Raw genomic sequence first — 19,307 nt, 5'->3', positions numbered from 1 at the left:
ACCATTGGTATCAGTTACATGAAGCGGCTTATTGAACCGGAAATTTCATTTCGAACACGGTGCCTTTTCTCAGACTTGTATTAAAGTCTATTCTTCCGTTCATCAGCTCAACATATCGCTTCACAATGTTAAGCCCCAGGCCGGTCCCTTCTATGTCAGTTGTATTACCGGCCCTGAAAAATGGCTGAAATATACTATCACAATCGTCGGTTGGAATTCCCATACCATTGTCCCGTATACTAATGGTGCAGGTGCCTTTTACAAGCTGGGCATTTATATTGATTATACCGTCTTCCCCGGAATATTTAATAGCATTAGAAATGAGATTAATAAGACAATGCCTGATCAATTGATTATCAAGCATTACATCGATAGTGTCGATATCGTCATTAACAATAATTTGCTGATTGGCCTTCTTCAGCAATGACATCTCCGCAGCTATTTCTTTTATCAGAGCTCCCAGGTTAAAGATTACACGATGGATATTTACACTGCCGGACTCGATGCGTTCGATTGACAAAAAATCATTCAGGATACCGGTAAGATCTGTCACAGCTCCTTTAATTTTAGCAAGATGCTCGAATATTTTGCCCTTGTCCAGCCTTTCAAAATACCTTTCTATCAGCGATGCAGATAACTGAATGCGGCTAAGAGGGGTCCTGAATTCATGTGAAGCTATCGATACAAAACGGGTTTTCATTTTATTAACCTCTTTCTCTTTATTCAAAGAGGCGTTTACTTCTTCTTTTGCCTGTTCAAGCGTCTGGACGATATTCTTCAGGAAGGTTGTACGCTTTTCTACAATTGTCTCGAGCTCTGAAGTATATTGCCTTTGCTGTTCTTCAATTTCTTTTTCGAGGCTAAGGTCATGAATTACACCTGCGTAAACCGCTTGCTGCTTAAATAAAACCTCACTTACTGAAAGTCTTGCAGGGAAGGAACTTCCGTCTTTTCGTAATGCTACAATCTCCCGGCCTTTGTTAATTATCTTCGCATAACCTGTTTCTTTATAAACATCTATACTGCGGTTGTGTGATATGCGTGCCTGTACGGGCATTAAATAGTCAACATTCAAACTGCACAGTTCACCCGACTGATATCCAAACAATTCGTCAGCAGCTGGATTGGCATAAATGATCTGTCCGGTTTTATCAATTATAATAATACCATCTATCACATGCTGTATAACGGCTTTTAAGAAATTCAGATCATTCATATTGATAGCGATATTGATAATAAAACTATTAAATGTGTTCCAAAAGCCACTTTATAGGGGTGATTGGCTTTGCCGGCTTTAGCCCAAACGTTTTGATGCACTTTTCGGAAATTAAACTAACGGCTTCTTCTATGTTATCAGTTATCAAATACAACTTCATATCACCAGGCCCTATTGTTCCATTAGCCTTCATGAGATCGATATGTTCAACAAGTTTGCAATAGTATTCTTTACCGAAAATAATCACCGGGAAGTCCTTTATCTTGTGTGTTTGGATCAGGGTAAGCGCTTCAAAATATTCGTCCATTGTACCGTATCCCCCAGGCATAACAACAAAGGCAAAAGAGTATTTGACCAATAACACCTTCCTTACAAAAAAATGTTTCATGTAAACCCATTTATCGAGGTATCGGTTAGGCTTCTGCTCTACAGGAAGCTGGATATTACAGGCAACAGACCGGCCACCAACGTCCTTAGCTCCCCTATTAGCCGCTTCCATTAGTCCAGGCCCTCCCCCTGTCATAATTGTAAAACCGAGTTTCGCAAATTCGGCAGCAGCTTTCCGGGTCAGTTCATAATAAGGATGGTCATCCTTAAATCTGGCCGAACCAAATACCGTAATGCAGGGGCCAATAAAATGTAATGCACGGAATCCTTTTATAAATTCCCACATTGTTTCGACCGTAAAACGAAGCTCTTCAAATCGCGAATGGGGACCCTCCAGGAATGCGATCTCAGATTTATTGCTCTCTTTAGACATCACTAATTATAATTAAAACAAAGCTTTATCTTTATTCCATTTAACCTGCCGCAACATTGAATACATGCCTACGCCCTCTCTTTGATAGCAATTGGCATTAAACTCTTCAATTTCACCATTAGTGACGTTACATGTTAAATTAATCAGGTCATCAGGTTTATTAACGATTCCATACGTCTCGGTAGGCTTACAAATTGACAGAACAAACAGTGGGCTTACCATATATTACCGGCCATTATTAATATGACTTCATGTTGCTTTTTTGAGGCTGCAAAGCGCCTGTTAAGATGTGCGTGAGATTTTATAATATATCCCTGCTGAGTAAAAGTTTTCGATCCTAATTCACGGTCTAAAAAACACTAAAAATGTACGGCAGATAATCCCTCAGGCAGAACCAGCAACGGAATCTCTATATGATGTGAAAGTTTTTGGGTATAACTGATGCCAAAAAGCTTTTCAAGCGAATTTACTTTACGGTGCACCATAACAAGCATATCAGCTGTGCCATGTTCGCTTAGCCAGTCGAGGCCATGCATTACATCTACACTTTTTATATGTCTGTAATAAACTTTAGCGTAATTGGCTTTGCAGGTCACCTCCTTCAAAAAATCGTCTACTTTACGCTTATCATCTCCCTCTTCAATTTTATCATCGGTAATATGTGCTATTAATAATTCGGCATTAAAATAATAGGCCAGGCTTGCTACCGAATGAATTAGCTCAATGTCGTTATCGTTCAGATCTGTAGCGAAAGCGATTTTAAATATGGGATGAAAATGAGCATTTGCCGGGATCAGCAAAACCGGGAAGGAAGCTCTATTGATCACGTCCTGTGTATTGCTACCCAAGAAAAACCTGCTTATGGCCCCGGCTCCCGACATGCCCATAACCACCATAACGCATTTTTGCTCTTCTACCACGTTTCTGATTACATCCACCACATCACCTGTAGCACTACGTGTGTTTATAAACTCCCGATTGCCGACCGCTTCACCTAAGTGGATGTCATGCAATAATGCAGCCGACAAGCTTTGCAGTTCCTGCGTTGTCTCTTCTTTGAGGGAATTATAATCTTCGAGGGGCCAGGCCACCTGATTTGCCATCGGTGATTCGTCAGGTACTTTTATAGCATGGCATAATATTACGCCTGCTCTGATAATTTGCGCAATATTTACCGCATAACTTGCCGCATTTTTTGCCTGCGCCGAAAAATCTGTTGGAACTAAAATCGTTTTCATAATTTTTCAAAATCATAATTAAAACCGCTCACTTTGTTTTATTGACGGGTTTAAGGCTATAAAGCTGATTTTCAACCTTACTGTCAAGGTTATATACATCTTCATATTTTACAATCTGGCCATCCACAATAGCAGTAGTGATATAAGTGATCCTGATTGGGACAGGCTTTTTAAGTTGAAAAACTTTAATTTCCCGATCCATCAGGGCTCGGTGCATGGATTTTATGTCTGTTTTATTTCCGGCTGTAGTTAATAACAATTTGGCAAGTTCTTCTCCCCGCTCAATTCTTATTGCCCCGTTACTCGTCGCTCTTTTTTGCTTCTTGAATAAATTCTTGTCAGATAAACCCAACAACTCTATACCTGCCTTATTGCCGGGCATGAAATAGATGTAAGTACCATTTTTTTGATTGCCTGTTTTTTGTTTAAAAAACAGATTATACGGAATCATTTTGTCTCTCTGATTAGTTTTGGGATTTACAGCGCCTGTTCCGGTAGCAAAATCTGTAAGCGTACTTACCATTAAGGGTGTTGGTGTAGCAGGAGACCCTACAACTATTTTGAAATTAAACGTTGTATCCGGCAGAACTAATTTTAATGTATAAGTTGGAATATTAATCTGGATATAAGTACTATCGTTTATTTCGGCCCACCGTAGCCGCTCCATATTCACAGCAATTTTTCTCACATCGGCTTCCGGCGTTTCATAGCAGTCTCCCTCATATAGCCCTTTAATCAAATGTAACTGATGTTGAAATATTGCGTACTCTCTGTTTAAAGGTTGCACTTTTACTACTGCGTCCATAAAGGCAGGTAATTTGAGCGCATTAGTTAATATTTCTTCGCTCTTAAAGCCATTAATGGTTGCCTTATCAATTTTTGCTGGCGGATAATATGGGTTCAGTTTGCCGAAATGCAGGTTATTCATAAAAGCGAGCATAGCGTCGGTGAGGAATATCTCAAACCGGGCCTTTTGCTTGTTGCTTACTTTACCGGGTTGTTCGAGGATGGTGTGCAACGTGGTATACTGCAACTCTTTAGGATGATAATCTTCGTGCCTTAAACCAAATTGCAACACACAATCAATCAGGAGCATGGCAGCCCATGTTTTATTTTGATCTTTTTGTTCCACTGTCCATACCGGAGCAAAAGCCCGTTTTTCGTAAAACCGCTTGGCTGAAACAGGAAAATACAAACCATTATTCAATGCCTTATCATTTAATTGCCCGGCGATCTGTGCTGTGATCGAAGTATCAGTTGTATTGCAAATAATGGTTTTTCCTGGTGCATAGCTTTTTGACATGGCTCCTACCGGCATAAAAAAAATGCACAAAACAAACAGCCAAATAAGAGTTTGTTTACTTGCGGCAAAGCTTATTTCAACCGTTTTCATAATATCGTTTTTATGATGTAAAATTGCAATGCCTGGCAGGTTAAATTAGTGACGACGGTCATTTATCCAATTGATCCTGAACACTCAAAACAGTTTCAGCTTTGTAAAATCAATATGGAAAGACAAGCACCGGGATGCCTACTTGTACAGGAACAGAAGTATCACTCCCCTCGGTTCTCAACTGCTCACAATGAAATCGGTGATGTACAACCGCCAGCAGATCGGCATGCATATTATGTATCATAACATCAACAGCCCGTGACATATCACGTTCTTTTGTATTACTAAAAAACAGCCTCTCATAACCAATTTTTTTACTTATCTCGTCGCTAAAGAGTGTTAGCGCATAATTTTGTTCTATATGGGGCAAACCCTTTGCCGAAATATGAGCGAGTAACAGATCTGCCTGGAAGGCCTGGGCCAAAGAAGCAAGATGTTTCAAAACATTTAACCGGCAATATCGTAAATCAGCGGTGTAAACCAAGCGCTCAAAACCACCATCAAACTTCAGGGGAACAAGCATCACCGGGCAAGATATCCGGTTTAAAACCGCCTGCACCTTAACGTCCCGATTAAATGGTGCCGATTCCGGCAACCCTTTTATAACCATCCAAACGCAATTTTTATTGATGTAAGCAATCAATTGCGCTTCCGTATCACTTGACACTTCAAGTTCTTCAATTAGCGGCATATGTTCACCTTCTTTTAAGGACAAATTGGCCGGTTGGCCCCGTAACGGACCGGGTATGTAACCATCAGCGGCAACGTGCCCCGCCAATTGCAATGCTTTAGAAAACGATGGTTGTTTTACCGCATATATCCGGGCCAAAACTAAATTAGCTCCAATGTGCTTTGCTATGTTGAAGGCAAGATGCGTGGCATTTGTAGCGGACGCAGAACCATCGTCAATTACCAGGATCGTTTTCATAGGCTGTGTTTTCAGGTTAATAATTGAAGTACAATAGCAAAATTAGGCATAGGCACATTTTATCCACTTGATGTAAATCAGCGATTTACATGATTTTCCTCATATATTTTGCAGGCTTTATCCTCCACATTTATATCAAAAATGGCTATGAAAACAATAATTTCCCTTACTGATTTCTCTCCCAACGCAACACATGCAGCGCATTATGCCTTAAAACTGTCACTCGGTTTAAAAGCTGATTTGGTATTATGTAATGCTTGCCTGTTGCCAATTGATATACCGAGCCCTTATACCATCACATGGCCGATTGAAGAATACGACATGCTAAGCAAGGAAAGTACCAATATGCTGGAATTGCTAAAAAGCCAGCTTGCAACCTGGTCAGAAACTTTGAACGTCGATAATGGATTCACTCCACGCATATCCATTAGGAGTTCATTTGGAGATTTAGGTAACATGATAGAGGCCCTATCTTCCACAAATGATATTGCCATGGTCGTTGCCGGTACTCATGACAAAGACAGCTTAAATACGCTTTTACAAGGGAACATGGTAAAAAACATGATGAACAGCTTTGATTTCCCTTTATTGCTTGTTCCACAGACTGCAGAGTTTAATGACATAAAACGGATCGCGTTTGCCACCGATCTAACTTGTACAAAGGATGATGTAATTGCTCTTGAATCTTTAAACAAATTGATAGAACCACTTGATGCAGAACTAATCCTAACATCAGTAAACAACCACCCGGACCATACTGGCTTAAACGAACAATTTATAGAGCAAATACTTGATGCTATTGCCAATCAGGAAAAATGCTCTTTCTTGAGTAAAAGAATTATAAGAGCCGACAAAATCGAGACTGGGCTTTCAATACTTTGCGCAAACGAACGTATAGATATACTGGCAATGGTACATCACCATTTTAACTTTATAAAACGACTTTTTCATGGCAGCCATACCCTTGAAATGGCTAAAAACATTAATATTCCGTTGCTGATATTAAACGCGAAATAGAATTTAACATGCACATTACCGTACAAGGGTACAATATCATCTTAAGCTATGATAGCGATTTGCAGACAGCTGTTACTATGTACAACGGACAAAGAGGTTATTTAATTTTTTTATAAAACCATCTCTTGGCAAGTTCAGCCGATAGAATATATGCAGTAACAGTTGCAAGCATCAACATATAGTATTTCCAGGACAGTGGTACGAAACCAAATATTGACGCCAATGGCGAATATGGAATCATTAACACCAATAGCAATATTGCAATGGTAGTTATCGATAGATATCTGCCGGGAAGGCTTTTAAAAAATGACAGTCGGGTACGTACTACTAAAACAATTAAAACTGCAGAAACCACCGATTCGGTGAACCACCCTGTTTGAAAAACTCTTTGATTTGCATGCAAAATAAAAATTAGCACGGCAAATGTCAAATAATCAAAAACAGAACTCAATAAACCGAAAACGATCATAAATCGTTTAATAAAACTGAGGTTCCACCGTTGCGGCGTTTTAAGATTAATGTCATCAACCCTGTCTGAAGATATGGTCATTTCAGGAAAATCGGTCAGCACGTTGGTAAGCAATATCTGCTTTGGCAACAAAGGCAAAAAGGGCAAAAATAACGATGCACCGGCCATACTAAACATATTACCAAAGTTTGCGCTGGTAGCCATAAAAATATACTTCATGGTATTTGTAAATGTTTTACGGCCTTCTATAATCCCGTCACATAATACATTTAGGTCCTGATCCAATAAAACGATATCAGCTGCCTCTTTTGCAACGTCAACCGCCGAATTTACTGATATACCCACATCGGCTGTGTGCAGCGCTGGCGCATCGTTAATACCATCTCCCATAAAACCAACAACGTTCCCTGCTTTTTTTAAAACACTTATGATACGTTCTTTCTGGCTGGGCTCAACCTCCGCAAAAATATGGGTAAGGGACGCCTTATGACGCAATGCTGCACTACTCATATTACGTATTTCCTGACCGATAAGGACCTGTGCGGATGAAAGCCCAAGCTGTTTAGCCAGGTTTCTGGCTACCGGTGCGTTATCACCTGTAATGATCTTAAGTCTGACGCCGAGATGTTGCAGTTTTTTAATGGTTTCAGACATGCCGGCACGCGGAGGGTCAAATAATGTTATAAACCCAAGGAAAACCATATCATGCTCATTTTCCCTGGTGAAAATTTGATCAGGACCAACTTCCTTATATGACACTCCAAGCGTGCGCAATCCCGAATCGCTTAAAAGCTGATATTGAGCTAAAATCGCTTCTTTATGATCGCCTATATCCGCAATAACACCTGCCGATATTTCAACCCGATTACAAATATCAAGAACCTGACGCACAGCACCTTTCGTGATGGCTATATTGGCTGCCGGAATTTTCACCTGTACTGTAAGCCGTTTACGCACAAAATCATATGGCACTTCTGTAATCGCCGAAAAATCCTTCGCCTCATTTCCCTCATAATGGACAGAACAGATGGCCTTATCGATCGGGTTGACAAACCCTTGCTGGGCGCTGGCATTAAGCCAGGCATATTTAAAAACTTTATCGCTGGGTGCGCCTTTAAAATCAAGTGTCCCTTTTAAAGTTACTTTACCTTCTGTAATTGTCCCTGTCTTATCAGAACACAAGATATTCATGCTGCCAAAGTTTTCAATAGCGCTCAGCCGTTTTACAATCACCTTTTGGCTGGCCATCCTGCGGGCACCAACCGAAAGATTAACGCTAATGATGGCGGGCAACAATTGAGGTGTAAGCCCTACGGCCAACGCGAGTGAAAACAAAAACGAATCAAGCGCCGGCTTATGCAACAACACATTAACGGCAAAGATCACCAACACTAACAAAAGCGTGATCTCCATTAACATATATCCAAATTTTCTTATCCCTTTTTCGAAATCAGTTTCAGGAATTCTTAATGACAGCTTATCTGATATTTTCCCAAATTCGGTTTGCTGGCCTGTTGTCACGATGAGTGCCTTTCCAATACCGCTTACCACGCTCGAACCCATAAAAAGGCAATTGTTGCGCCTGGCTAAGGGGGCGTCAACACTTTCAACTCCTGGATTTTTTTCTACCGGGTAAGATTCGCCGGTAAATGCCGCTTCATCAACAAACAAAGCCTCAGATTCTAAAACAAGGCCATCGGCAGGGATAATATCTCCCGCAGAAAGGCAAATCACATCTCCGGGTACAACAGCAGTTACCTCAAGCTCTGTTTTCCTGTTATCCCGTAGCACGGTGCAGTGTAACTGAACCATCTTTAACAGTTCACTTACCGCACTTGCTGCACCTTTTTCCTGCCAGAAACCAAGAAGGCTGCTGATCAGGACAATGATCATAATGATTAATGTATCGGCGGTATCTCCCAGGGCTGCGGAAAGCAAAGCAGCAGCTATAAGCAATAATGTTACCGGGCTTTTAAACTGAGAAAATAATATGATCAGGTTATTAAATTTATTAGCTTTTTTTAATGTATTGGCGCCATATTGCTTAAGCCTTTTAGTAGCTTCGGCAGTGCCAATACCTGTTGCCTGAGTTTCAAGGAGTTTAAATGCATCATTAATAGAAAGTTGCCAAAAATTACTCAGTTGATCATTAGTTTTGCTTTCCATCAGTTTGGGCTAAAAGAGGTTTAGAAAATTCTAAACAAATTGAGCTATTGCGAATTAAAAACTGAATGCTTTTGATCAGTCCGAAAAATGATTCAGGTCACTATTAATTATCAGAACATTTTAATAAACCTAAAATCTTCTGCCAATAATTATTTTAACAATGGCACGGTCCGAATTCGATGTAAATCCATAGCCAATTCCTCCGTTAAACTCCCATTTAGGGTCTACGTTGAGGTCAGTGGCGACAAACAACTGGTGATCTTGTTGTTTAATTGGGTCATAGTGAAAAAATGGCCCGGTACTACCATAATATTCGAGGCCCAGGGCAACGGTTTTTGTTACATCGTAACTCCCTTTAACATTTGGTGAAAAGGTAAATCCACGGTTTTGATCGGGCCCCTTGAAACTCTTCTCAAGGGTAGGATTTAAGGATATATATAACTTGTTCCATTTTTTATCTACGATTGGCCTGATTTCCAGCGTGGAGGTATTTGCCGAGAACGCACTTTTCTGGAAGCCAAACTCTGTAGATATGCTTACCCCCACGGGCCAGTTCCAGCTTGAAGGAGCGGCAACCCTGGGCCTGATGTGAGAGCCGACGTAAGCCGTCCGGCCCGCATCTGCAATAGAGTTAAAGATATAAAAACCTGTTTCAAACCAGGTCGTCCAACCATGGGTGATCTCTATCGTTTCATGTACAACGTGGTTGGTAGGAAGTTCTCCGCTGGTTACAGTTTTACTGCCGTTTAAAGTATAATTGCTATGCAATTCAAACATTGTTTTACCTTTTTCAACGGTTTCAGAACCGTAAACCTGAATCTCATAATTATCTTGCGCTTTAAGTTCCAGAGCGTAAAACACTAAGATCAGTAAACATAAATATTTCATCAATAGTCGGTTTTAACTTATATACAAATAGTATAGCGTTAAAACTATCGGGACAATCTGAAGTAAAATTGGAGTTAAAGCTTATGTATAAGAAACGTGACAAACAGGCTATGAAATTAAAAGGTTATGACAAACGCATGCTTTCCCTCGTCATAATGGTATTGGATGCCATACCCATAGTGCTGGCAAATATTTTTAACCAGTGTTAATCCCAGTCCGGCACCTTGTGAATCTTTGCTTTTGTGAAAACGTTCAAAAATTTGTTGCCCGTTCAGCGCATTTGCAATACCGGTATTTTTTATCGAAAGTTGGTATGGGTCAAGACCAATAAAAATTTCACCACCCGGCACATTATGGCGGATTGCATTACCAAACAAATTATTTAGTAAAATATCTATCAGGTATTTACTGGCCGATATCTGCTTCGGGTGCAACTTATACCGGATAGTAAGGTTCTTATTCTGCATAAGTTCCTGAAATTGGAGCATTTTCCTTTCAAGTATTACATCGAGTTCAATCGACTCTTCTTCAATGATCAGCTTATTTTCCAGTTTAGCCAGCAGTAATAACGAGTGATTAAGTCGACTGGACTTGTTTACTGAGCTGTAAATATCTGCGATCTGTGCCAATTGCGCTGCGTTCAATGTTTCGTCCTGTATTAGCGTATCCAATTTGGTGGTTACAACGGCCAGTGGTGTCATCATTTCATGTGATGCATTCTCTGTAAATTGTTTCAGGCTAAGATAATCCTGAGTTACCCTTAAAGACATTTCCCGTATGGCTTCATTAAGTTCTGTAAACTCGTCCACCTTACTCGGTTTACCTTTAAACTGATCAACGTCGGCTATATTGAACTGTTTGATCTCTTTAAGGGTGAGTTGAAAAGGTTTCCAAAGGCCATTTAGCAGATATTTATTGGTTATAAAGAGTACCGTCAATAAACCGGCAAGTAATGCAAGCGTGATAATAGAAATGAGTTCGATCAGATTTTTTTGCCCAACCCTCGAAATAGTAATTGTAACCTTGTAGTTACTGTTTTTTAACTTTACGAGGTCTTCTACGGCCCTACCCGCTTCCCATCGCTGCTCTTTCGGTTTTAAATAAATAGTGTCAAAAAAACGCTTCTGTAACAGTTGACTGTAAGTTTTAACAAATACAGCGTGATCGCGGTCAAGGTCATATTGCTGCGGATTGCCATTGTTGCTCCTGATATACTCTTCAGCCTCTGTTAACTGCTGTTGAAGCGCCCGATCAAGTTGCTGTGTGCCGATGTAATTTATAGCGAAGTAGTAAATCACTGCTCCTATCACTAACACAGCCAGGGTGATATAAAAACTCGTCCTGGTATAATGCTCTGACAGCCTCATCAATCAGTGAATTTATAGCCGAGTCCGTATATAGATGTCAAATAATCTCTTCCTCCCGCATCCAGAATTTTCCGCCGGAGGTTTTTAATGTGGGTATAAATAAAATCGAAACTATCATACATGTCCATCTCGTCACCCCAAAGATGTTCTGCAATTGCATTTTTTGAAATTACTTTACCTTTATTGGCAATAAAGTACAGTAACATTTCATATTCTTTTCTGGTCAGTATTATCGTATTTTTATTAACCTCGACACTACGTCCCTGTATATCAATTGAAATTTCATTAAAAACCAGCTTGCTGCTGGTATTTAGCGCTTTCCTGCGATAAACAGCCATCAGCCTGGCTTTAAGTTCGGCCAAATGGAAAGGCTTGGTCAGGTAATCGTCTGCGCCTATGTTGAGCCCCTTCAATTTATCATCGAGCGAGTTGCGGGCAGAAATGATCAGAACAGCTTCGCTTTTTTGTTGTGTGCTTAAGTATTCAAGTACACCAAACCCTTCGCCATCGGGTAAGCCAATGTCAAGCAAAACACAGTCATAATCATAATCAGATAGTTTTTGCAGTGCGGGAGTCAATGCATTACAACTTTCACAAATGTTACCATCTACATTCAAATAACTCGTGATGTTTTCGCGTAAACCTTGCTCGTCTTCTATTACCAATATTTTCAAAGCTTTTTAATCAAATTTAAAAATTGAAACTGAAGAGAAGCTGAAGTATTACCAACACTACAGACTTACTTCAAAATCACCAGGTAATTTACAAACATTTTAAATGAGGATACAAATAACCCGATTCCAGTTAAAACAACTATGGCAATAATCCAACCTGATAGTCGGCCCATCACGCGCCGGATATACTCAGCTCCCTTGCGTTTTTGGCATTGGGCAAACACAATAGTTATCAGTGGTTCATTAATTACTGTTTTGATCAATTCCACTATTACAGACAGAAGAACTTTAACAAAAATAATTAAAACGCAACTGAAAACCCAGGGCGCCACCATAACCGACGATCAATCGGGCTCGGTTGCTCATGTGCTCGGTGATAGTGTTTGGAGCATACATACCTGGTTTGGTTATGTATTAGCGGGATTATTACTGTTCAGGCTCATCCTTGAACTTTTTCAAGTAACCGATCAAAAATTCATCCGCCGGATAAAGTACCTCTACCGTCAGTTTCATTCAACAAAAAAAGAACGTGAACTTGCCAAACATGAGCTCATTGTGAAAGCCATTTATGCAACATTCTATATCTTACTTATTATAATGGTAGTAACAGGTTTATTTCTGGCATTTGAAGATCTGTTAGCGCCTTTTAAGGCTATCAGGCATAGTGTTAAAGAAGTTCACGGATTTTGCATGTATCTGATTATCGCATTTATACTCGTGCATTTAGCTGGCGTATTTTTGGCTGAGCGGAAAGATGACAAAGGCATTGTTTCAGACATGATAAACGGTGGTAATAATAACTAAATATCATTTACCGGTAATCAGCTTTGCCATAATAAACGCGGCCCCTGCGGCAAGAGCTCCAATAATTACCACTTTTAACGCGCCGCTTAACGCAGGCTGGCCGGTCATTTTACTTTTGAAATAGCCAAAAATGAACAAGCAAATTATTGTTACCCCGCATGAGTAATAAAGTGCCTCTTGCGCCTCATGAATAATAATATAGGGTGAAAGCGGGATGATGCCACCCACGATATAGGAAATGCCAATAGTGATGGCACTTTGGGTAGCGCGGTTTGCATTAGGTTCCTCCAGGCCCAGTTCATAACGCATCATAAATTCAACCCATTGTTTCTTGTCTTTTGCCATCTCATCTGCAATCTCGTCCTGTAGATGATTTGAAAGGCCGAAATCTGCAAATACCTTCTTTACTTCTGCCTTTTCCTGCTCAGGTACGCGTTCAACCTCATCATATTCCCGCTTCAACTCAGATTGATAATGATCAACTTCCGTTCGACCGGCAAGATATCCGCCCAACCCCATGGCAATAGATCCGGCTACTATTTCGGCGATACCCGCGGTAACCACCAGGGTCGACGAACTTACTGCTCCGCTTAGCCCGGCTGCAAGTGCAAAAGGCACGGTTAAACCATCAGACATACCGATAATGATATCCCTGATGGTTTCTGAACTTGTTACATGATGTTCCCGATGCATAAGGCTTTATTTAAACTTCATTGCTAAAGTTACAATATTTGAATTTAAGCCCGTCGAGCGCATGTAATGCCCCGCCCTGATCTCCAGCGAATTGAAATGCTGCCATCCAAATACGCCGGTTGGCGGTAATAACCTGATATTGGCACCAACAAAGTTACTATGGAGTGTTGACAAATCGTAATCGCTGGTATAGTACACAGCGGTTGGATCATGTTGCCCATAAGGTGCAAAGTACCTTGTACCCTTCTGATTATTATACCGATAATATGGACTTACCGATACAAAAGAGGTAAGCTTTATGGGTATCTCCAATTCGGCTGTGTGCGCCCGGATCCCCCAATTGTCCATGTAGTACCTGTAAAACGTTCTGATCACAAAATGATCATCCAGAAAATAATTGAACCTTACCGCAATTGGCAATTTATAACGGCTACCTGGCAGGTTTTCAACCCTTTCAGATCCATCGGTAAAATAATCACGTTGATATTTTGTTGCCAGTAACCCATGCTGATAGGACGGTTCGATAATGAACAAAGCCTGTAAACGCGTGGTAAGCACCTGCGAAATTGAAAACGAGGTACTAAATGAATTGCGGGGGCTATGGTCTACGTTACCCCGCCCGTCCCTCTCTGATCCTGACCCATATCCTGGTGGCCTTAATTCAACCGGCAATATAACCTTCCATGTATCAAGAAACACCTGTCCCTTAAAATCAAACTGCGTGTTTTTGTCTTTTGATACCCGGGTCAGGTTGATACCCCCACCGAAAGACTGGTAATCAAACTCATGTGAATAAGACCCGGTTAAGCCAAATGCATTTCCCGTTTTATCATTAGATACTGTCCAATTTAGCGAGGGGTATACACGGGTGTCCTGCCTGGATGCGGAAGAAATACTATAAGGATCGATCTTATCTGAAGAAGCGGACGTATAATGGTCAACACCCAATTCAAAAGTAAAAGTGTGTTTATTTCCTCCTATTCCATATTTGGATAATTGCAGATCGAAGGTATTAGCAAAATCAGTTAGTTTTTCTGTGCCGATACCACCTGTAACTGCCGAGTTGTTACCATCCTGGTGGTAATAGGCAGATATGATGTTAATTTCATCAATTTTAAGCTTACGTGCCTGGTAATCGCTGCTATCTTTAACGGGCAAGGCCTTAGTTTGCGCATGCGAAGCAACTATTCCTAAATACAAAGCGGCAACGCATAAATATATTTTCCTCATTTCCGGTCGCCGTTTTAATTACATCCGCAGCCACCGCCGCTCTTTCCGCCATTTGCACCAGAACCACCTTCACGGTACAATTGGAAACTTTGCTCAAACTTTTGCGATTTACGGGCTGATAGCTCCATCTCCGCATCATTAAGGCGATTTTTCTGATATGCTTTTACCGACATGCAAGAAGTAAGGCCGAGCGCCGGTAAGCTACTTACCAGCATTAATTTAATCAAGGGTATTTTTTTCATGTACTAATTTTTAATATTAATATTATTGGAGGTATAAAGGCGGTTATTGTCGTCGATGATCACACAGGCAAGTTGCTGTAGTTGGTTTACCAGGTCCAACCCCACGCTGATCCCCATTACTGTTACGGGTGTGGCCATAGCGTCGGCAAGCTCCGCGCTCGGACAAATAATGCTTACGCTTTTAATTCCGCTTACCGGCAAACCCGTTTTAGGGTCGATGGTATGAGAATATTTTTTACCATTTATCACAGCGTACTTTTCATAGTTACCGGATGTGGCAATAGCCATATCGCTTATATTGAGCGTTGAAAACGGCGTCATCTGCTTATTCGGATCTGCTATTGCTATAGTCCATGGCTTACCATTAGGTTGTGTTCCCCAGGTAATCAGGTCGCCGGCTGCATTTACTATCCCGCTGTTTACTCCATTTTGCTGTAAAATGGCTTTCGCCCGATCAGCTGCATACCCCTTCCCTATTCCTCCAAAACCTATACGCATACCTTTTTCTTTGAGCATCACAGTCATGTGATCAGAATCCATGATCACATTTTTATAATTGATCAGTCGTACAGCATTTCGCGCGGTTTCGGCATTAGGCAAACTTTTCATATTTACATCAAAATTCCACAGGCTTTTATCAATTGATCCGTAAGTAATATCAAATGCTCCCTGCGTAAGCTCGGATATTCTTAGCGAACGCTGAATAAGTTGAAAAACCTCATGATCTGTTTTTACCGGCTTTATTCCGGCAGCGGCGTTAATCTGGTTGGTTTGGCTATCGTCACTGAACGTAGTTAGTAATTTTTCTATGCGGCTTATCTCCGCTACAGCCAAATCAATACACTTTGCGGCCCATTGCCCGTCATTACCTACAACGCTTATCTCAAAACGGTTACCCATCAGCTTCAGCACACGTTGATGTACTGTTGCCCCGCTGTCAATGGCTGTCATTGGACAAACGCTTTGATCTGGTCAATAAACTGTTCAGCGGATTCATTTGGATAACCGTCCCACTCTTTTAATACCTTACCATGTTCGTCAACAAGCAGCGTAAATGGGAACTTACCGTCAGGATTGTATTTATCTGCAAGCGCTTCATTTAACTGTACCTGCTCTTTGCTTAGTTGATTTTTCTTTTGGCGGGGAAAATCAGCCCTTACCAAAACAAGTTTATCTGCAGCGAAATCATTAAATTTTTCGGATTCCAAAATCTCTTTCCGCAGCCGGATGCAAGGGCCACACCAATCAGAGCCGGAAAAATTTATTACTATGAGCTTATGCGACGCCGCCGCTTCCGTCTGCGCTTTCTTAAAATCACCAAGCCATGTAACCGGCTTGCCTGTAAACAACAATAATGAGATGATCAGTAATTTCATTTTATCAACGGGTTAAGAGAATATCCGCAACGAGGTGCCGGTTAAAGTTGTTTGATATACGGTAAGGTTGCGGTTTGCAGGCGAATTTTTAACAACTCCGGCTTCGGAGAAAGCGGAACCATGATTATTGCAAAAAAACTGCCGTTCGCTGCTCTGATAAATAAGGGGATAGCTTTCATGGGTGCAGGATTGCTGAACAGCAATATAGCTGCCGGTTGTTGTTTTAGCCACTATTACACCTTTTGAGGTAAGATAGCCACCGTTCACGAGTAAAGCCGAGTTTGCCGAAAGGCTGAGATCAAGTGTAAAATCCACGCCGGTTGGCCCGGTGATACCTGCCGACGCATTGTCGGATTTTTTACTGCAGCCCATACAGTTAATCAGCGCGAATGACGCTGCCGTAATTCCGGCAATTGATAGAAATTCTTTTCTGTCCATAAATTTAAGATCGGGGTATATCAATAAATCTCAACCAACTTAAACAAGCCTCCTGAAGGTAAATCTCTGCGTAAAGCAATTCAGCTTCAGGTGCGTTTATTTAATTATTGCAATAGTATCTTTACATTCTGTAGTTTACATGAAATCACGGGTATTTAACAGATTTTAACAGATCGCGAATTATAAAACAAACCTCCCACATATCAGGACATCCTTAAATATCCGCCATTTTCAAATAGTGATATATATCATTTATTTACCTGACGACCAGCATCATAAAAAAATAAAACAACAGCAATTTTGTGCTTAACATAAGTAGGTTAAAGCAGAAAATATGAAAGCATTAGTTTATCACGGCCCGGGTCAGAAAGCCTGGGAAGAAAAGCCCAAACCGGTACTGCTGTCAACAAGCGATGCCATTGTAAAAATCCTGAAAACAACGATTTGCGGTACAGATCTGCACATTATGAAAGGAGATGTTCCTGAAGTTGCCGATGGCAGGATCATCGGGCACGAAGGCGTGGGTGTGATCGAAGAAGTGGGAACCACTGTCAGTAATTTTAAGCCGGGCGACCACGTGATTATATCCTGTATCACATCTTGCGGTAAATGTACCTACTGTAAAAAGGGCATGTATTCTCACTGTACAGATGGCGGTTGGCTATTAGGGCACCTGATTGATGGCACGCAGGCAGAATATGTTCGTATCCCCCATGCAGACAACAGCCTTTTTCTGGTACCCAGCGGTTCTGACGAAGAAGCATTGGTGATGTTAAGTGATATACTGCCTACGGGCTTTGAATGCGGCGTATTAAACGGCAAAGTACAACCTGGAGATACTATAGCCATAATAGGTGCCGGCCCGATCGGGATTGCCACTTTACTTACCGCACAATTTTATACACCTCCGGAAATTATCATGATCGATCAGGATGATAACCGGCTCAATGTGGCCAGGAAATTCGGTGCAACACAGATTATTAATAGCCGCAATGAAAATACAATTGAAGCGGTAATGAAACTCACCAACCAACCCGGCGTTGATGTGGCGATAGAAGCCGTCGGCATTCCCGAGACATTCGAGCTGTGTGAGGCGATTATCGCCCCCGGCGGCCGTATCGCCAACATTGGCGTTCATGGAAAAAGTGTCCGTTTACACCTGGAAGACCTGTGGTCGAAAAACATTACTATCACGACCAGGCTCGTGGACACAGTGACTTCACCAATGTTGTTAAAAACGATACAATCAAAGAAAATAGCGCCCGCCAAACTAATCACACATCGTTTCAGATTAGATCAGGTGGCAGAAGCATACGATACATTTGGCAATGCAGCCGAAGAGAAAGCGCTGAAAGTTATTTTAAGTTCTTAAACAAGATGCATATACGTGCCGAATAAAACAACATCACAACCGTTAAACCTCGAATAATTATGGAAAAGATATTAGTTACAACAGATCAATCCGTTAATTCCAAAGCGGCCATCCGTTTTGCGATTAAACTGGCCAGCCAGCGTAAGGCCGAATTAACCATCCTTCATGTATACCATCTTTTAAAACCCTTCAAATGGACAGACCACGCTTTTGCGGCGTATACCAATGAATTCAGAAAAAAAACGACAGAAGAATTGTCATCATTTATTGCAGGCATCTATCGTGATATCGATGAACGCGAAATTAACTACCAATTAGTTTTGGTATCCAATATCGATGTAGTTGATGGCATCACAGATTATGCCAGCAGGAACAGTTGTTCCTATATCTGCATCAGTACCCGTGGAGCGGGCACTATCGCAAAAATATTCGGCACGCATACCGCAAAATTGATCAGCTGTTCGACTGTGCCTGTTATATGCATACCAAGCACATACCATTTAAAAGAATTGAAACACATCATGTATGCTTCGGATATGACCGACTATGAAAACGAATTAAAAGAAGTTGTCGATTTTGCCAGGCCAATTGGTGCCAGTGTCGAGATGGTACATATCGCCTATCCTAATGAATTTGCTTTTGACAAAGAGTTGGCTGAAGCCACTTTACAGAAAAAAAATAGTTATAAAATTAGCGTTTTAAACCTGCAAAGAGATGTCAACAATAATTTACTGGAAGATATAGATCACGCTGTTAAGATCAGCAAACCGTCCCTTTTGGTCTTATTCACTCATCAGTCCAGATCTATGCTTGAAAAACTATTTTTCCCTTCTAATGCCACAGAATATTCCTTTTATGGAAAGGTTCCTTTACTCACCTTTAAAAAAAAGGAGGGCAAATAATTTTGCTAAGGTCCGCTCCTTGATATATGGATTGCCATTTCTGTAGTGGACCAACGTTAATTGTCTTTGTTAAACCCCGCCTGCGTTTAGTATTATTATAAGTTGTGGCTGTCCGCTACAACAGCCAGCCTGTT

General features: G+C 41.0%; 19 protein-coding genes. 4 read left to right on the top strand and 15 right to left on the bottom strand.

Features of this window, described 5'->3' with window-relative positions:
• Positions 1-28: 28 nt before the first annotated feature.
• The 5 genes from ABIC84_RS03700 to ABIC84_RS03680 form a co-directional block, all read right to left on the bottom strand.
• Positions 29-1,216, bottom strand: a complete 1,188-nt coding sequence (locus tag ABIC84_RS03700; RefSeq protein ID WP_429262704.1) for a PAS domain-containing sensor histidine kinase — start codon at positions 1,214-1,216, stop codon at positions 29-31.
• A gap of 28 nt (positions 1,217-1,244) precedes the next feature.
• Positions 1,245-1,976, bottom strand: coding sequence for a TIGR00730 family Rossman fold protein (locus tag ABIC84_RS03695; protein ID WP_429262703.1), 732 nt, complete (start codon positions 1,974-1,976; stop codon positions 1,245-1,247).
• A 359-nt stretch (positions 1,977-2,335) separates the two neighbouring features.
• Complete coding sequence (locus ABIC84_RS03690) at positions 2,336-3,214, bottom strand: universal stress protein (RefSeq protein WP_426587397.1); 879 nt, start codon at positions 3,212-3,214, stop codon at positions 2,336-2,338.
• 28 nt (positions 3,215-3,242) lie between these two features.
• Positions 3,243-4,607: a hypothetical protein gene (locus tag ABIC84_RS03685; RefSeq protein WP_429262702.1), complete on the bottom strand. Its 1,365-nt coding sequence runs from the start codon at positions 4,605-4,607 to the stop codon at positions 3,243-3,245.
• 109 nt (positions 4,608-4,716) lie between these two features.
• Complete coding sequence (locus tag ABIC84_RS03680) at positions 4,717-5,535, bottom strand: hypothetical protein (RefSeq protein WP_426587393.1); 819 nt, start codon at positions 5,533-5,535, stop codon at positions 4,717-4,719.
• Between the two features lie 147 nt (positions 5,536-5,682).
• Here ABIC84_RS03680 and ABIC84_RS03675 point away from each other — a divergent pair, with 147 nt between their 5' ends.
• The gene (locus ABIC84_RS03675) at positions 5,683-6,552 is read left to right on the top strand and encodes a universal stress protein (protein ID WP_426587391.1); all 870 of its coding nucleotides are present in this window, start codon (positions 5,683-5,685) and stop codon (positions 6,550-6,552) included.
• A gap of 97 nt (positions 6,553-6,649) precedes the next feature.
• On the opposite strand, the gene mgtA is transcribed toward ABIC84_RS03675, so the two are convergent.
• The 4 genes from mgtA to ABIC84_RS03655 all read right to left on the bottom strand — a co-directional run bounded on the left by mgtA (position 6,650) and on the right by ABIC84_RS03655 (position 12,116).
• A complete protein-coding gene (gene mgtA, locus ABIC84_RS03670; protein WP_429262701.1) occupies positions 6,650-9,187 on the bottom strand; it encodes a magnesium-translocating P-type ATPase in 2,538 nt (845 codons plus the stop codon).
• 129 nt (positions 9,188-9,316) lie between these two features.
• Positions 9,317-10,075 carry a hypothetical protein gene (locus ABIC84_RS03665; protein ID WP_429262700.1) on the bottom strand — a complete coding sequence of 253 codons (759 nt, stop codon included), beginning with the start codon at positions 10,073-10,075 and terminating at the stop codon, positions 9,317-9,319.
• A 116-nt stretch (positions 10,076-10,191) separates the two neighbouring features.
• Positions 10,192-11,442 (bottom strand): sensor histidine kinase, encoded by a 1,251-nt coding sequence (locus ABIC84_RS03660; RefSeq protein WP_429262699.1) that lies wholly within the window; start codon positions 11,440-11,442, stop codon positions 10,192-10,194.
• On the bottom strand, positions 11,442-12,116 hold the full coding sequence (locus ABIC84_RS03655; RefSeq protein ID WP_426587383.1) for a response regulator transcription factor: 675 nt from the start codon (positions 12,114-12,116) through the stop codon (positions 11,442-11,444). The genes ABIC84_RS03660 and ABIC84_RS03655 overlap by 1 nt, the downstream gene beginning before the upstream one ends.
• A 141-nt stretch (positions 12,117-12,257) precedes the next feature.
• Between ABIC84_RS03655 and ABIC84_RS03650 the strand changes: the two genes are divergently transcribed.
• The gene (locus ABIC84_RS03650) at positions 12,258-12,920 is read left to right on the top strand and encodes a cytochrome b/b6 domain-containing protein (RefSeq protein ID WP_429262698.1); all 663 of its coding nucleotides are present in this window, start codon (positions 12,258-12,260) and stop codon (positions 12,918-12,920) included.
• Positions 12,921-12,923: 3 nt separating this feature from the next.
• Here ABIC84_RS03650 and ABIC84_RS03645 read toward each other — a convergent pair whose 3' ends face one another.
• From ABIC84_RS03645 to ABIC84_RS03620, 6 genes are read right to left on the bottom strand one after another with little or no spacing between them, the layout of a single operon-like run.
• On the bottom strand, positions 12,924-13,613 hold the full coding sequence (locus ABIC84_RS03645) for a VIT1/CCC1 transporter family protein (RefSeq protein ID WP_429262697.1): 690 nt from the start codon (positions 13,611-13,613) through the stop codon (positions 12,924-12,926).
• Between the two features lie 6 nt (positions 13,614-13,619).
• Positions 13,620-14,843, bottom strand: a complete 1,224-nt coding sequence (locus ABIC84_RS03640) for a DUF3570 domain-containing protein (protein ID WP_429262696.1) — start codon at positions 14,841-14,843, stop codon at positions 13,620-13,622.
• Between the two features lie 14 nt (positions 14,844-14,857).
• Complete coding sequence (locus ABIC84_RS03635) at positions 14,858-15,085, bottom strand: DUF4266 domain-containing protein (protein ID WP_090526062.1); 228 nt, start codon at positions 15,083-15,085, stop codon at positions 14,858-14,860.
• A gap of 3 nt (positions 15,086-15,088) precedes the next feature.
• Positions 15,089-16,036 carry an FAD:protein FMN transferase gene (locus tag ABIC84_RS03630; protein ID WP_429262695.1) on the bottom strand — a complete coding sequence of 316 codons (948 nt, stop codon included), beginning with the start codon at positions 16,034-16,036 and terminating at the stop codon, positions 15,089-15,091.
• Complete coding sequence (locus ABIC84_RS03625; RefSeq protein ID WP_429262694.1) at positions 16,033-16,461, bottom strand: thioredoxin family protein; 429 nt, start codon at positions 16,459-16,461, stop codon at positions 16,033-16,035. The genes ABIC84_RS03630 and ABIC84_RS03625 overlap by 4 nt, the downstream gene beginning before the upstream one ends.
• A 12-nt stretch (positions 16,462-16,473) precedes the next feature.
• Complete coding sequence (locus ABIC84_RS03620) at positions 16,474-16,899, bottom strand: ubiquinol-cytochrome c reductase iron-sulfur subunit (protein WP_429262693.1); 426 nt, start codon at positions 16,897-16,899, stop codon at positions 16,474-16,476.
• A gap of 334 nt (positions 16,900-17,233) precedes the next feature.
• Between ABIC84_RS03620 and ABIC84_RS03615 the strand changes: the two genes are divergently transcribed.
• A complete protein-coding gene (locus ABIC84_RS03615; protein ID WP_429262692.1) occupies positions 17,234-18,271 on the top strand; it encodes a zinc-dependent alcohol dehydrogenase family protein in 1,038 nt (345 codons plus the stop codon).
• A gap of 59 nt (positions 18,272-18,330) precedes the next feature.
• Positions 18,331-19,173, top strand: coding sequence for a universal stress protein (locus ABIC84_RS03610; RefSeq protein WP_429262691.1), 843 nt, complete (start codon positions 18,331-18,333; stop codon positions 19,171-19,173).
• Positions 19,174-19,307 lie beyond the last annotated feature (134 nt).

Source organism: Mucilaginibacter sp. 3215 (assembly GCF_050433785.1).
GTDB lineage: Bacteria > Bacteroidota > Bacteroidia > Sphingobacteriales > Sphingobacteriaceae > Mucilaginibacter.
Note: the sequence above shows the minus strand (reverse complement) of the source record. Positions and strands in the feature narration are given on the sequence as shown.